Below are 14486 nucleotides of genomic sequence, written 5' to 3'. Positions count from 1 at the left end.
GGAGTTGACCGGTACTAATAGGCCGAGGGCTTGTCCTCAGTTGCTCGCGTCCACTGTGTGGTTCCCGGGTTGCGAACAGTCGCACCGGTTGAACCAGTTTCACTTCATTAATTGAAAAGTGTGCTTGTTCGCTAGAACCCGATAGGGTTTCGGTGGTCATAGCGTTAGGGAAACGCCCGGTTACATTCCGAACCCGGAAGCTAAGCCTTTCAGCGCCGATGGTACTGCAGGGGGGACCCTGTGGGAGAGTAGGACGCCGCCGAACAATCTTTGAAGGACCCTTGGTCCCAGCGTGCATGCTGGGACCAAGGGTCCTTTTTGTATTTGTTTGAGCTTTTCTCGAAGAGCGTCGGGCGGCCGACTGCGCGAGAATGACTGCGTTACCCGAAGACAGGAGCCACACCCATGTCCACCAACTCCTCCGACGATCGTCCGGAGCGCGAGCCGCGTCGTAGGGACAGTGGCGAGCGGGGCGGCTTCCGAGGGCCCCGTCGCGACGACAACCGTGGCGGTGGCGGCGGGTTCCGTCGTGACCGTGATGACCGTGGCGGGCGCCCCGCTGGTGGCGGTGGTGGCGGTGGTGGATTCCGCCGTGATGACCGGGCGCCTCGTCGTGATGACCGTCGTGATGAGCGTCGGGACGACCGCCGTGACGACCGTGGCGGGTTCCGCCGTGATGACCGGGCGCCTCGTCGGGACGACCGCCGTGACGACCGTGGCGGGTTCCCCCGCGACGACCGGGCGCCTCGTCGCGACGACCGGCGTGATGACCGGCGTGATGACCGCCGGGACGACCGCGGTGGGCGGCCCCCGGCCGGCGGTGGTTTCCGGCGGGATGACCGTGGCGGCGGCTTCCGGCGTGACGAGCGGCCGGCGTTCCGGCGGGATGACCGGGGTGACGATCGTGGTGGCTTCCGGCGTGATGAGCGGCCGGCGTTCAACCGTGACGACCGTGGGCCTCGTCGGGATGACCGTGGTCGGGATGACCGGGGCGGGTTCCGGCGTGACGAGCGGCGTGATGATCGTGGTGGCTTCCGGCGTGATGAGCGGCCGGCGTTCAACCGTGACGACCGTGGGCCTCGTCGGGATGACCGTGGTCGGGATGACCGGGGCGGGTTCCGGCGTGACGACCGTGGTGGCTTCCCGCGCGACGACCGTGGCGGTTACCGGCCGCGCGACGACCGGGGTGGGTTCCCGCGTGATGAGCGGGCGCCTCGGCGCGACGATCGGCGGGATGACCGCGGTGGGTTCCGGCGCGACGACCGGCGCGACGACCGGCGTGATGACCGCCGCGACGAGCGGCCGCGTGGGCCTCGACGGGACGACCGGGACCGGGGCGGGTTCCGCGGGCGGGACGACCGTGGGGGTTTCCGGGGGCGGGACGACCGGGATCGGCGCGACCGGGAGCGTGAGCCCATCAAGCGGCTGCCCATTCCGGCTGACGTCACCGGTGACGAGATCGACAAGGACGTACGGCAGGAGCTGATGAGCCTGCCGAAGACGCTCGCCGAGGACGTCGCCAGGAACCTGGTGATGGTCGCCAAGCTCATCGACGAGGACCCGGAGCAGGCGTACGCGTACTCGCGCATCGCGCTGCGGCTGGCCTCGCGTGTGGCCGCCGTGCGGGAGGCCGCCGGGTTCGCCGCGTACGCGACGCAGAAGTACGCCGAGGCGCTGGCCGAGTTCCGGGCGGCCCGGCGGATGACCGGCAGCGTGGAGCTGTGGCCCGTGATGGCCGACTGTGAGCGCGGTCTGGGCCGGCCTGAGCGGGCGATGGCGATGGCCGGTGAGCCGGAGGTGCAGAAGCTCGACAAGGCCGGCCAGGTCGAGATGCGGCTGGTCGCCGCCGGGGCGCGCAGGGACATGGGACAGCTGGACGCCGCCATCGTGACCCTGCAGAGCCCGGAGCTGGCGTCCAACTCCGTACAGCCGTGGACGGCGCGCCTGCGGTACGCGTACGCCGACGCCCTGCTGGAGGCGGGGCGTGAGGACGAGGCGCGTGAGTGGTTCGCCAAGGCGCTGGAGGCGGACAAGGACGGTTCGACCGACGCCTCCGACCGGCTCGCCGAGCTGGACGGGGTGGAGTTCGTCGACGCTGCGGTGGAGGAGGACGACGCCGAAGCGGAGGCGGACGACGAGCAGCGGGACTGATTGATACGAGAAGGGGCGGCGTCCTCGCGGGTGCCGCCCCTTTCGTATGCCCGGGGTCAGTCGACGTCGAGGCTGCGGAGGACCAGGCCCGTGGCCGGCTTGGGGCCGAAGGAGGTCGACTTGCGCGGCATGGTGACGCCCTGGCGGGCGAGGTCGCGGACGACGTCCTCCCGTACCGGATGCATGAGGACCGCCGTGCCGCCCCGGCGTGCGGCCTGCTCGACGGCGGCCTGGGCGTCGTGGATGTAGGTGATGCCCTCCGGGCTGTCCGGAACGTGCCAGATGTGGTCGATGAGCGTGGCGTGCAGGACCGTCGCGTCGAGCGTGCGCCAGGCCTCCGGGCGGTCGGCTGGGATCGTCCGGGTCAGAAGCTCGGGGGCGGGGCGGTCGATGAGGTGGAAGCGGCCGTCTCCGCCGGTGAGGAGGAAGGCGTTGCCCTCCGACGCGGCGGCGGCGAGGGCGTCCAGGGCCGCCGCGAGCGGGCCTTCGACCGGGCTGACGCGGAAGGCGCCCTCGACGGCGGTGAGCGCGTCGGCGACCGGGAGGTGGTTCAGGAGCCGGTGGATGGCGCGGACCTGGAGCGGGTAGCGAGCCGTGTCGATGAGGAGGACCAGGCCGTAGTTCCAGGGGCCGGGCGAGCGGTGTTCCTCGCGGAGGCGCAGGTAGGTGGCCCAGCGGTGATGGCCGTCGGCGATAAGAGCCTGGTGGCGGGCGAGGTCGTCGGCGACTTCCGCCAGGGCGGCCGGGTCGGTGACGGACCACAGCCGGTGGCTCATGCCGTCCTCGGTGGTGGTGGCGAGGAGGGGAGCGCCGAGGACGGTGCGTTCGATGACGGCGGTCGCGCCGGTGGCGGTGCCGTTGCCGCGGTAGGTGAGGAGCAGCGGGTCGAGGTTGGCGGCCGTGGTGCGCATGAGGGACGCGCGGTCCTCGACGACGTGCGGTATGACGTCCTCGTGGGGCAGGACGATGCCTTCGGCGGGTGGGGTGAGCTCCAGGGCGCCGATGAGGCCGCGCTGGAGGAGGTCGCCCTTGCGCTGCTCGTACACGTACAGGGCGGGCTCGGTGTCGGCGGCGAGGACGCCGTCGGAGAGCCAGGCGTGGAGGGTGTCGGCGGCCTGGCGGTGGCGGGCCTCGGTGGTGTCCGCCTGCGGCAGGATCAGCCGGACGATGTTGTGCGGGTCGGCCGACTCCAGGTGGTGCACACCGTCGGGCCGTACGACCACGTCGTACGGGGGAGAGGTCACCGCGGCAAGGCTCCCGACCCGTTCCGGGACATAGCGCAGCCCACGGAAAGGTGTCAGGTGCAGACCGCCGTTGGCCGCAGAACCTGTGGTGTTCATCCCTGCATCGTATGCGGATGGGGGGTATGAGCGATGATCGGGGGCAATTGCTTTCGGACGCTGGGGAACGAGGAGTGCGGGACATGGGGCAGCGGGGCAGGAACCGGCCGAGTGGTAGCGCGCGGGCGCTGAGCGAGGCGTACGACACGGCGCTGCTGGACCTGGACGGTGTGGTGTACGCGGGCGGCGAGGCGATCCGGTACGCGGTGGAGGCGCTGGAGACGGCCCGGGACGGCGGGATGCACCTCGCGTACGTCACCAACAACGCGCTGAGGACGCCGGACGCGGTCGCGGCGCACCTGACCGAGCTGGGCGTGCCGGCCGAGCCGGCCGATGTGATCACCTCGGCGCAGGCGGTGGCCCGGCTGATCGCCGAGCAGGTGCCGCAGGGCTCGCGGGTGCTGGTGGTCGGCGGGGAGGGGCTGCGGGTCGCGCTGCGCGAGCGCGGGCTGGAGCCGGTGGAGTCGGCGGACGACGACCCGGTGGCCGTGGTGCAGGGGTACGGCGGGCCGGAGCTGCCGTGGGGGCGGTTCGCGGAGGCGTCGTACGCGGTGGCGCGTGGGGTGCCGTGGTTCGCGTCCAACACGGATCTGACGATTCCGAGCGGTCGGGGGATCGCGCCGGGGAACGGCGCCGCGGTGGAGGTGGTGCGGATCGCGACGGGCGCGGAGCCGCAGGTGGCGGGCAAGCCGCTGCCGCCGATGCACCGCGAGACGATTCTGCGGACGGGCGCCGAGCGGCCGCTGGTGGTGGGGGACCGGCTGGACACCGACATCGAGGGGGCGTTCAACGGGGGTGTGGACTCGCTGCTCGTGCTGACCGGGGTGACGGACGCCGCGCAGTTGCTGGCGGCGGTGCCGGAGCACCGGCCGACGTACGTGGAAGCGGACCTGCGGGGGCTGTTGACCGGACAGCCGGAGGTCGCGGGGAGGGCGGCCGACGGGTTCGTGTGCGGTGGGTGGACGGCGGCGGCGCGGAAGGATGCCCTGGTGCTCGACGGGGACGGTGGCGCGCTGGACGGGCTGCGGGCGCTGTGCGCGGCGGCATGGACGTACGCGGGCGATGGTTCGTGTGCGCTGGACGCGGGGAAGGCCCTGGCCAGGCTGGGGTGGTGAGAGCCTGGCGAGGAGGCTCGGGGAGGGTAGGCTAACCTAACCGGGTGTTGGTCGACAGTCCTCCCAAACAGAGCGCGGACCCTTCCGCCCCAGCCGAGCCCCGGCGCCGCCGTTCGGTGCGCGCGGCCGGGCTGCTGGCCGCCGTCGCGGTGCTGCTGCTGATCTGTGTCGCGAGCATCATGGTCGGGGCCAAGCCGGTCCCGCTCGCTGATGTGTGGCACGGCCTGTTCCACAACTCCGGTACGGGCAACGACGTCCTCATCCAGGACCTGCGCGTGCCCCGGACCGTGCTGGGAGTGATCGTCGGCGCCGCACTGGGCCTTTCCGGCGCGGTGATGCAGGCCCTCACCCGTAACCCGCTCGCCGAGCCCGGCCTGCTGGGCGTGAACGCGGGAGCCGCGGCCGCCGTGGTCTCCGCCATCAGCTTCCTGGGCGTCACCTCGCTGACCGGTTACGTGTGGTTCGCGTTCCTGGGCGCCGCGGTCGTGTCGGTGGTCGTGTACGCGCTCGGCGGCAGCCGCAGCGCCACCCCCGTCCGGCTGGCCCTGGCGGGTACGGCGGCGACGGCCGCGCTGTACGGGTACGTCAACGCCGTGCAGTTGCTGGACTCGGCGGCCCTGGACCGGCTGCGGTTCTGGACCGTCGGCTCGCTGGCCAACGCCGACATGGCGACCGTCCGCAACGTGGCACCGTTCATCGTCGTCGGCGTCGTCCTCGCACTGCTGATCGCGCGGCCGCTCAACGCCATGGAGATGGGCGACGACACCGCGCGGGCGCTCGGCGCGCACCTGAACCGGACGCGGGTGCTCGGCATGGTGTCGGTGACGCTGCTGTGCGGCGCCGCGACCGCCGCGTGCGGGCCGATCGTCTTCGTCGGCCTGATGGTGCCGTACCTCGTACGCGCCCTGACCGGCCCCGACATGCGGTGGATCCTGCCGTACGCGGCGGTGCTCTCGCCCGTGCTGCTGCTGGGCTCCGACGTGCTGGGGCGGGTCGTGGCCCGGCCGTCCGAACTCCAGGTCGGCATCGTGACCGCGCTCGTCGGCGGGCCCGTCTTCATCCACCTGGTACGCCGCAAGAGGATGGCCCAGCTGTGAGCACCCGTACCGCGAAGGCCCTCCGCACGCCCGGGGGCCTGTCCGTCCGTTACGAGCCGCGCGCGGCCGTCGCCGTCCTGCTGCTGGCCCTCGTGACCGTGGCGGCCGGGGTCGTCCTCATCGGCAGCGGCGACTTCCCCATCGCGCCCGGCGACGTCGTCGCCACGCTGCTGGGCAACGGCACCATGGCGCAGGAGTTCGTCGTCCAGGACCTGCGGCTGCCGCGCGTCCTGGTGGCGATCCTCGTCGGCGCGTCCCTGGGGCTGGGGGGCGCCGTCTTCCAGTCCGTCTCCCGCAACCCGCTCGGCAGCCCGGACGTCATCGGCTTCGGGCAGGGTGCCACCGTCGGCGCGCTGACCGTGATCGTGCTCTTCGGCGGCAGCGCCACCGCCGTCGCCGGCGGCGCCGTGGTGGGCGGGGTGGTGACCGGCGTCCTGATCTACCTGCTCGCCTGGAAGCGGGGCGTCCACGGCTTCCGGCTGGTGCTCATCGGGATCGGCGCGGCCGCCATGCTGACCGCCGTCATCCACTACCTGATCACCAAGGCCAACCTGATCGACGCCACCCGGGCCGTGCTGTGGATGACCGGCACCCTCGACGGCCGTGACTGGGCCCAGTTCTGGCCGCTGCTCGCCGTGTGCGTCGTGCTCGTGCCGCTGGTGCTGGCGTACGGGCGGCCGCTGCGGATGCTGGAGATGGGCGACGACGCCGCGTACGCGCTCGGCGTGAAGGTCGAGCGGACCCGCCTGGTGCTGATGGGCTCGGCGGTGCTGCTCGTCTCGGTCGCCACGGCCGCCGCCGGGCCGATCACCTTCGTCTCGCTGAGCGCGCCCCAGCTCGCCCGCCGCCTCACCCGCTCGCCCGGCCCCAACCTCGCCGCCTCCGTGCTCATGGGCGCCGCGCTGCTGCTGGTCGCCGACTGGGCCGCGACCAACGCCTTCGGGGAGCGGGAGCTGCCGGTCGGCGTCGTGACCGGCGTCGTCGGCGGCGTGTACCTGCTGTGGCTGCTGGTGACGGAACGCAAGGCAGGCCGGATATGACCCCGCCCACCATGAACGAGAACGCCAGGAGTACGTCCATGCCGTCCATGCAGCAGCGCTTGAGCGCGGAGGCGGTCACCCTCGCCTACGAGCAGCGGATCATCGCCCGTGACCTGTCGGTCGAGATACCCGACAACTCCTTCACGGTGATCGTCGGCCCCAACGCGTGCGGCAAGTCGACCCTGCTGCGGGCCCTGTCGCGGATGCTGAAGCCGACCGCGGGGCGAGTGCTGCTGGACGGGCAGGCCATCCACTCCATGCCCGCCAAGAAGGTCGCCCGGACGCTGGGCCTGCTGCCGCAGTCGTCGATCGCGCCGGACGGCATCACCGTCGCCGACCTCGTCGCGCGCGGCCGCTACCCGCACCAGGGGCTGCTGCGCCAGTGGTCCCCGGAGGACGAGCGGATCGTCAGTGAGTCGATGGACGCGACGGGCGTGGGCGAGCTGGGCGACCGGTACGTCGACGAGCTGTCGGGCGGACAGCGCCAGCGCGTGTGGATCGCGATGGCCCTCGCCCAGCAGACGCCGCTGCTGCTGCTCGACGAGCCGACGACGTACCTCGACATCCAGCACCAGATCGACGTGCTCGACCTGTGCGCCGAACTGCACGAGACCCAGGGGCGCACCCTGGTCGCCGTCCTGCACGACCTCAACCACGCGGCCCGGTACGCCACCCACCTCATCGCCGTACGGGGCGGCGAGATCGTCGCGGAGGGCCCGCCGTCCGAGGTGGTCACCGCCGAGCTCGTCGAGCGGGTCTTCGGGCTGCGCTGCCAGGTCATCGACGACCCCGAGACGGGTACGCCGCTCGTCATCCCGGCGGCGAGGAGGGCCCGGGCGGTCGCCGCGCTACAGAAGTGACCGCAGGCGCAGCAGGTCGCGGAAGCCCGCCTCCAGCCTGACGCGGCCGGAGGCCCAGGCCTTCGCGAAGTTCAGCTCGCCGTCCACCATCGCCACCAGGTCGTCGCCGGCCATCGCCAGCCGGATCTCGGCCCGCTCGGGAGGCGGCCCGTCCACCCGGTCCAGCACCTTGATCCGGCCGCCGGCGAGGCGGCCGGTGAAGGTGACGTCGAGGTCCGTGATGTGGCAGCTGAGCGACCGGTCGAGGGCAGCGGCGCTGCGCACCTCGCCGTCGGCGTGCTGGAGGTTGTCGGAGAGTCTGTCGAGCGCGCTGCGGCACTCCTCGATCGTGGCCATCGCCACCGACCGTACCTCAGCCCTTCGCGGTAGCGTCTGGGCATGAGCGACGTGATGCCCGCGACGGCCCCGGACGAGGTGGCGGAGACGGTTCCGGCCCCGGTTCGGGAGATGGTTCCGGGGGCGGACCCGGAGGCGATTTCGGAGACGGTTCCGGCGGCGGTTCCAGAGGCGGATTCGGCGGTGGATTCGGAGACGGTTCCGGCGGTGGTTCCGGAGGCGGATTCGGCGGTGGTTCCGGCGGCGGTTCCGGAGACGTACGACCCGGCGGCCCCCGCGCCCCTCGGCGTCGAGCGCGTGCCCGCCGGGCACCCCTCGGTCGACGCCGGGCTGGAGCGGCTGGCCGACGCCGACCACCTCCCGGCGGACGGGCACCTGGAGGTGTACGAGGATGTACACCGGGGGCTGCGGGAGGCGCTGGCCGCGCTCGACGCGCGCCCCCAGCCCTCGCCCTCGTACGAAAACAGGAGCTGAACCGAACGTGGCAGGAGTCGCACGCCGCCGTCTCGACGCCGAGCTGGTACGCCGCAAGCTCGCCCGCTCGCGCGAGCACGCGAGCCAGCTGATCGCGGCGGGGCGGGTGACCGTCGGCGGCAACACCGCCACCAAGCCCGCCACGCAGGTCGAGACCGCCGCGGCCATCGTGGTGGCGCAGGACGACGCCGACCCCGACTACGTCTCGCGCGGCGGCCACAAGCTGGCCGGGGCGCTGGCCGCCTTCGTACCGCGCGGGCTGCGGGTCGAGGGGCGGCGGGCGCTGGACGCCGGCGCTTCGACGGGCGGGTTCACCGACGTCCTGCTGCGCGCGGGGGCGGCGCACGTCGTGGCCGTCGACGTCGGGTACGGGCAGCTCGCCTGGTCGCTGCAGAGCGATGAACGCGTGACGGTCAAGGATCGTACGAATGTGCGTGAGCTGACGCTGGACGCGATCGACGGAGAGCCGGTGGATCTGGTGGTGGGCGACCTGTCGTTCATTCCGCTGGGGCTGGTACTGCCCGCCCTGGCGGGCGTTTCGGCGCCCGACGCCGACCTGGTGCTGATGGTGAAGCCGCAGTTCGAGGTGGGCAGGGAACGCCTCGGCAGCGGCGGTGTCGTCCGCAGCCCCGAACTGCGCGCCGAGGCGGTGCGGGGCGTGGCGCGGCAGGCCGGCGAGCTGGGCCTCGGCGTGCTGGGCGTCACCGCCAGTCCGCTGCCCGGCCCGTCCGGCAACGTCGAGTACTTTCTGTGGCTGCGGGCGGGCGCGCCCGCTCTGGATCCGGCGGATGTGGAACGCGCCGTGGCGGAGGGACCTCGTTGAGTTCATCGACAGCGTTTTCGACGACTGCTGCACCCCGCACCGTCTTCCTGCTCGCGCACACCGGCCGGCCGGCGGCGGTCCGCAGCGCCGAGCTCGTCGTGCTCGGGCTGCTGCGCAGCGGCCTCGGCGTACGCGTCCTGGCCGCCGAGGCGGCCGACCTGCCGCTGCCACCGACGGTGGAGACGGTGCCGGAGGCGTCGCCGGACGTGCTGGACGGGTGCGAGCTGCTGATCGTCCTCGGCGGCGACGGGACGCTGCTGCGCGGCGCTGAGTTCGCCCGCGCTTCCGGGGTGCCGATGCTCGGCGTGAACCTGGGGCGCGTCGGCTTCCTCGCGGAGGCCGAGCGGGACGACCTCGACAAGGTCGTGGACCGGGTGGTGACGCGGGCGTACGAGGTCGAGGAGCGCATGACCCTGGACGTCACCGTGCACAACAACGGCGACGTGCTGCACACCGACTGGGCGCTGAACGAGGCAGCCGTACAGAAGGTCTCGGCGGAGCGCATGCTGGAGGTCGTGCTCGCGATCGACGGGAGGCCGGTGACCGGCTTCGGCTGCGACGGGGTGATCTGCGCGACGCCGACCGGTTCGACGGCGTACGCCTTCTCGGCCGGCGGGCCGGTGATCTGGCCCGAGGTGGAGGCGCTGCTGATGGTGCCGATCGGGGCGCACGCGCTGTTCGCCAAGCCGCTGGTGACGACGCCGGACTCGGTGCTGGCGGTGGAGGTCGAGCCGCACACCCCGCACGGGGTGCTGTGGTGCGACGGGCGGCGCACCGTCGAACTGCCCGCCGGCGCCCGGGTGGAGGTGCGGCGCGGGGCGGTGCCGGTACGGCTGGCGCGGCTGCACCACGCGTCCTTCACGGACCGGCTGGTGGCCAAGTTCGCGCTGCCGGTGTCGGGTTGGCGGGGCGCGCCGCACTGACCGGGGCGGGTCGCCGTACGGTGCCCGGCGTGGAGGTACGGCCGTTTGCGTGGGGCTCGTGGCGGCACGCCGCTGCTGGAGGCGGTGGCTCGGTACCGGTCGAGCGCGGGCGCATGGGCGGCCCCATGCCGGTCGGTCGTGCGGGGTCGGCCGTGCGGGGTCGGCCGTGCGGGGCCGGTCGTGCCGGGTGGCCGTGCAGGGTTGGCCGTGCGGGATCGTCCCACTCCGGCGGGTGACAGATGGCCGCCGTCTCCGTGCTCCGACCTGCTGCTTCGGCGACGCGGGGCGGGGGCCGTCGCACAGCGGGCCCCGGACCTCGTAAGGTCTTCCCCGTGTTGGAGGAGATGCGGATACGGTCGCTCGGGGTCATCGACGACGCGGTGGTCGAGCTGTCACCCGGTTTCACCGCGGTGACCGGCGAGACCGGCGCGGGCAAGACCATGGTCGTGACCAGCCTCGGGCTGCTGCTCGGCGGGCGCGCCGACCCCGCCCTGGTACGGATCGGTTCGCCGTCGGCCGTCGTCGAGGGCCGCATCAGCGTGCCTCCCGGCGCCGCCGCGGCGGCACGGGCCGAGGAGGCGGGCGCCGAACTCGACGAGGGCGCGCTGCTCATCAGCCGCACCATCTCGGCGGAGGGCCGTTCCCGGGCGCACCTGGGAGGGCGTTCCGTGCCGGTCGGCGTGCTCGCCGAACTGGCCGACGAACTCGTCGCCGTGCACGGCCAGACCGACCAGCAGGGCCTCCTCAAGCCCGCCCGGCAGCGCGGCGCGCTCGACCGGTACGCGGGCGACGCCGTCGCCGTACCGCTCGCCCGGTACACCGAGGCGTACCGGCGGCTGCGGGCCGTCACCGCCCAGCTGGAGGAGCTGACCACGCGCGCGCGGGAGCGGGCACAGGAGGCCGACCTGCTGCGCTTCGGGCTCGCCGAGATCGAGGCGGTCGAGCCGCGCGCGGGCGAGGACGTCGAACTGGCCGCCGAAGCCGAGCGGCTCGGCCACGCCGAGGCCCTCGCGTCCGCCGCCGCGCTCGCCCACGGGGCGCTGGCGGGCAACCCCGAGGACCCTGAGGTCCTCGACGCGACGACCCTCGTCGCGGGCGCTCAGCGGGCGCTGGAGGCCGTACGGTCGCACGACCCGGCGCTCGCCGCGCTCGCCGACCGGATGGGCGAGATCTCGATCCTCCTCGCGGACGTGGCGGGCGAGCTGGCCGGGTACGCCGACAACCTGGACGCCGACCCCCGGCGGCTCGCGGCCGTCGAGGAGCGCCGCGCCGCGCTCACGTCGCTGACCCGCAAGTACGGCTCCGATGTCGCCGCCGTCCTGGCGTGGGCGGAGGAGGGCGCCGCCCGGCTCACCGAGCTGGACGGCGACGACGACCGGATCGGCGAGCTGACGGCCGAACGGGACGCCCTGCGCGCCGAGCTGTCCGGGCTGGCCCAGGCCCTCACGGACGCGCGGACGGAGGCGGCGGCGCGGTTCGCCGACGCCGTCACCGCCGAGCTGGCGTCGCTCGCCATGCCTCACGCGCGCGTGTCGTTCGACATCCGTCAGAGCGAGGACCCGGACGGGGTCGAGGTCGGCGGGCGGACGGTCGCCTACGGGCCGGCCGGCGTCGACGAGGTCGAGCTGCTGCTCGCCCCGCACCCGGGCGCGCCGCCGAGGCCCATCGCCAAGGGCGCGTCGGGCGGTGAGCTCTCCCGCGTGATGCTCGCCGTCGAGGTCGTCTTCGCCGGTACGGACCCCGTGCCGACGTACCTCTTCGACGAGGTCGACGCGGGCGTCGGCGGCAAGGCGGCCGTGGAGATCGGCCGGCGGCTGGCCAAGCTCGCCAAGTCGGCGCAGGTCGTGGTCGTCACGCACCTTCCGCAGGTGGCCGCTTTCGCCGACCGGCAGCTGCTGGTGGAGAAGACCAACGACGGGTCGGTGACCCGGTCCGGTGTCACCGTCCTGGAGGGCGAGGACCGGGTGCGGGAGCTGTCCCGCATGCTGGCCGGCCAGGAGGACTCCGAGACGGCCCGGGCACACGCGGAGGAGCTGCTGGCGACGGCGCGGGCGGACGCCTGACCTAGGTGCCGGGTCGGGTGGGTTCCGGTGCGGGTCGGTCCTGCCGGAGTTTGGGTGTGTTCCGGTGCGGTCCGGGGCCTGCTGGGGTTCGGGTGTGTTCCGGTGCGGTCCGGGGCCTGCTGGGGTTCGGGTGGGTCCGGCGCGGTTCGGGCGCCTGCCGAGGTTCTGGTGCGCTCGGGTGGATCCCGGTACGGTCCCGGGGGCCTGCCGGGGTTCCGGTGCGGTCGGGTCCGTGCGGGCTCGGGGTCTTGCACGGCCCCACCCTGCGCCGGACGCCGGGTGCGGGCGCTCATAGGGTGGCGCGCATGATCGGATTCTGTAGGAGCGTCGGTGTGTTCGGGATCGCTGCCGGGGCCACGCGTGCCGTGTACGAGGGGCTGCGGCGGCGTCGTGACGAGCGGTGGGAGCGGACGAACCACGCCGGGCGAACCGTCGACCTGTACGCCGGCCCCGCCGTGGCCGTGGGCGCCGCGCTCGGGGCGTTGCCGACGGGCGCACGAGGGCGGGGTGCCGCCGTGCTGGCCGGGCTCGCGGGGGGCGTCTGTGGGGCGTACGACGACGTCAAGGGCGACCACCGGCGGGGTTTCCGGGCGCACCTGGGCGCCCTGCGGGGCGGCGAGGTCACCAGCGGGGCCGTCAAGCTCTTCGGGGTGGGCGCCGCCGGGCTCCTCGCGGGCGCGCTGCTCAAGGAGCGGCCCCTCGACAAGGTCCTCGCGGGCGTCGTCATCGCCGGTACCGCCCACTTCGTCAACCTCGTGGACGTACGGCCCGGCCGGGCGGCCCTCACGGTGCTCGCGCTCGGCGCGCCCGGCCTGCTGCGCGGACCCCTCGCCGCCGCGCCGATGGGCGCCGCGGCCGCCGTCGTCGCCGACGACCTCGGTGAGCGCACCATGCTCGGCGACGCGGGTGCCCACGCCCTGGGCGCGGCGCTCGGCACGGCGATCGCCGCCGCCAACGGGCGGGTCGGGCTCGCCGTCCACGCGGCCGGCCTGGTCGCCGCCGCGGTGTACGGGGACACCACCAGGGATCACCCGTGTGAGTGATAGCGGGAGACGGTTTACGCCCCGCGACACGGCTGCTTCGCCCCGCCGGTGCCGGAACGTGCGTACGGGCTGGCATTCTTGGGCGCGTGACACAGCTGCGTACGGTCCAAGTGCTGGGTGGCGGCAGCGCGGGCAGCAGCGCTCACGTCAGATCACTGGCCGCCGGGCTCGTCGCGAGGGGCGTGCGGGTGACCGTGTGCGCCCCCGCCGAACTGGACCAGGCCTACGACTTCCTGGGTACCGGGGCGCACTTCGTGCCCGTACCGCGCCGCAGCGACCCGGTCGCCATCGGGGCGCTGCGCGTGGCGTGCGCGAGCGCGGACGTGGTGCACGCACATGGACTGCACGCCTCGGTGCGTGCCGGGCTGGCGCTCGGCTCGCAGCGCGTACCGCTGGTGGTCACCTGGCACACCCGTACGCACGCCGAGGGCGCCCGTGGCCAGTTGCTCCGGATGATGGAGCGGAAGACCGTGCGGGCAGCGGCCGTTGTGCTGGGTACGTGTTCCGAACTCGTCGACCGGGCCCGGCGGCGCGGCGCCCGTGACGCGCGGCTCGGGCCCGTCTCCGTGCCCGCCCCGCACGAGGGCGTCGCCGAGGCCCAGGCGGGCAAGGCGCGGGCGGAACTGGGCGCCATGGACCGGCCGTTGCTGATGGCCGTCGGCGCGCTGGAGCCGCACCGCGGGTACGGCACGCTGCTGGACGCCTCCCGGCTGTGGCTCCGCCACGACCCGGTGCCGCTGGTCGCCGTCGCGGGCGAGGGACGCCAACGGGCCGTGCTGCAGCGGCGGATCGACACGGAAGGGCTGCCGGTGCGGTTGCTCGGGCGCCGCGACGACGTCACGTCACTGCTCGCGGCGGCGGACGTCGCGGTGCTGCCCAGCCGCTGGGAAGCCCGCGCCCCGCTGGCCCAGGAGGCCCTGCGGCTCGGCGTCCCGCTGGTCGCGACAGCGGTGGGCGGGGTGCCGGAACTCGTCGGTGACGCCGCGGTCCTCGTCCCGTACGGCGACGCGGAAGCGCTGGCCGCCGCGGTGACGGCCCTGCTCGCCGACCCGGCCCGGCGGGCCACGCTGGCGGCGGCGGGTCGGGCACAGGCGGCGACGTGGCCGACGGAGGACGAGACGATCGCGCAGGTGCTGAGCGTGTACGACGAGCTGTGCGGGGGCCGCTGACCCTAGGCCCCGAGAGGGCGCGGGGCCCGGGGGCGGAAACCCCCAGGCCTCG

General features: G+C 73.8%; 13 protein-coding genes, 1 rRNA gene and 1 pseudogene. 13 read left to right on the top strand and 2 right to left on the bottom strand.

The genetic code is table 11. The annotated features are described in order from the left end of the window. Positions 1-148 precede the first annotated feature (148 nt). The 3 genes and pseudogenes from rrf to AMK26_RS38450 all read left to right on the top strand — a co-directional run bounded on the left by rrf (position 149) and on the right by AMK26_RS38450 (position 2151). A 5S ribosomal RNA gene (rrf, locus tag AMK26_RS30750) occupies positions 149-265 on the top strand. Between the two features lie 344 nt (positions 266-609). After that, a pseudogene (locus tag AMK26_RS38455) lies at positions 610-1209 on the top strand (hypothetical protein); the annotation flags it as partial. Positions 1210-1485: 276 nt separating this feature from the next. Further along, a complete protein-coding gene (locus tag AMK26_RS38450; protein ID WP_198944204.1) occupies positions 1486-2151 on the top strand; it encodes a tetratricopeptide repeat protein in 666 nt (221 codons plus the stop codon). A gap of 56 nt (positions 2152-2207) precedes the next feature. Here AMK26_RS38450 and AMK26_RS30740 read toward each other — a convergent pair whose 3' ends face one another. Then, positions 2208-3491 (bottom strand): DUF1015 domain-containing protein, encoded by a 1284-nt coding sequence (locus AMK26_RS30740; RefSeq protein ID WP_073758626.1) that lies wholly within the window; start codon positions 3489-3491, stop codon positions 2208-2210. 83 nt (positions 3492-3574) lie between these two features. On the opposite strand from AMK26_RS30740, the gene AMK26_RS30735 reads away from it, so the two are divergent. From AMK26_RS30735 to AMK26_RS30720, 4 genes are read left to right on the top strand one after another with little or no spacing between them, the layout of a single operon-like run. Continuing rightward, the gene (locus tag AMK26_RS30735; RefSeq protein WP_073758624.1) at positions 3575-4606 is read left to right on the top strand and encodes an HAD-IIA family hydrolase; all 1032 of its coding nucleotides are present in this window, start codon (positions 3575-3577) and stop codon (positions 4604-4606) included. A 44-nt stretch (positions 4607-4650) separates the two neighbouring features. Then, positions 4651-5703 carry a FecCD family ABC transporter permease gene (locus AMK26_RS30730; protein WP_198944203.1) on the top strand — a complete coding sequence of 351 codons (1053 nt, stop codon included), beginning with the start codon at positions 4651-4653 and terminating at the stop codon, positions 5701-5703. Continuing rightward, positions 5700-6743 (top strand): FecCD family ABC transporter permease, encoded by a 1044-nt coding sequence (locus tag AMK26_RS30725; RefSeq protein ID WP_073758620.1) that lies wholly within the window; start codon positions 5700-5702, stop codon positions 6741-6743. The genes AMK26_RS30730 and AMK26_RS30725 overlap by 4 nt, the downstream gene beginning before the upstream one ends. After that, on the top strand, positions 6740-7603 hold the full coding sequence (locus AMK26_RS30720; RefSeq protein WP_073758618.1) for an ABC transporter ATP-binding protein: 864 nt from the start codon (positions 6740-6742) through the stop codon (positions 7601-7603). Before AMK26_RS30725 ends, AMK26_RS30720 begins: the two co-directional genes overlap by 4 nt. Here AMK26_RS30720 and AMK26_RS30715 read toward each other — a convergent pair. Next, positions 7592-7939 carry an SCP2 sterol-binding domain-containing protein gene (locus AMK26_RS30715; RefSeq protein ID WP_073758616.1) on the bottom strand — a complete coding sequence of 116 codons (348 nt, stop codon included), beginning with the start codon at positions 7937-7939 and terminating at the stop codon, positions 7592-7594. The two genes, AMK26_RS30720 and AMK26_RS30715, sit on opposite strands and share 12 nt — an antisense overlap. Positions 7940-8050: 111 nt before the next feature. On the opposite strand from AMK26_RS30715, the gene AMK26_RS30710 reads away from it, so the two are divergent. From AMK26_RS30710 to AMK26_RS30685, 6 genes are all read left to right on the top strand, one after another. After that, entirely contained in the window at positions 8051-8413 is a 363-nt protein-coding gene (locus AMK26_RS30710; protein ID WP_073758708.1) for a hypothetical protein, read from the top strand. Between the two features lie 7 nt (positions 8414-8420). Continuing rightward, positions 8421-9236 carry a TlyA family RNA methyltransferase gene (locus tag AMK26_RS30705; protein WP_073758614.1) on the top strand — a complete coding sequence of 272 codons (816 nt, stop codon included), beginning with the start codon at positions 8421-8423 and terminating at the stop codon, positions 9234-9236. Beyond that, entirely contained in the window at positions 9233-10159 is a 927-nt protein-coding gene (locus tag AMK26_RS30700) for an NAD kinase (protein ID WP_073758612.1), read from the top strand. The genes AMK26_RS30705 and AMK26_RS30700 overlap by 4 nt, the downstream gene beginning before the upstream one ends. A 344-nt stretch (positions 10160-10503) precedes the next feature. Then, on the top strand, positions 10504-12222 hold the full coding sequence (gene recN, locus AMK26_RS30695) for a DNA repair protein RecN (protein ID WP_073758610.1): 1719 nt from the start codon (positions 10504-10506) through the stop codon (positions 12220-12222). 305 nt (positions 12223-12527) lie between these two features. Next, positions 12528-13265 (top strand): hypothetical protein, encoded by a 738-nt coding sequence (locus AMK26_RS30690; protein ID WP_073758608.1) that lies wholly within the window; start codon positions 12528-12530, stop codon positions 13263-13265. A gap of 86 nt (positions 13266-13351) precedes the next feature. Beyond that, positions 13352-14434, top strand: coding sequence for a glycosyltransferase family 4 protein (locus AMK26_RS30685; protein ID WP_073758606.1), 1083 nt, complete (start codon positions 13352-13354; stop codon positions 14432-14434). The last annotated feature ends 52 nt before the right edge of the window (positions 14435-14486 follow it).

The organism is Streptomyces sp. CB03234 (genome assembly GCF_001905885.1).
Classification (GTDB): domain Bacteria; phylum Actinomycetota; class Actinomycetes; order Streptomycetales; family Streptomycetaceae; genus Streptomyces.
Note: the sequence above shows the minus strand (reverse complement) of the source record. Positions and strands in the feature narration are given on the sequence as shown.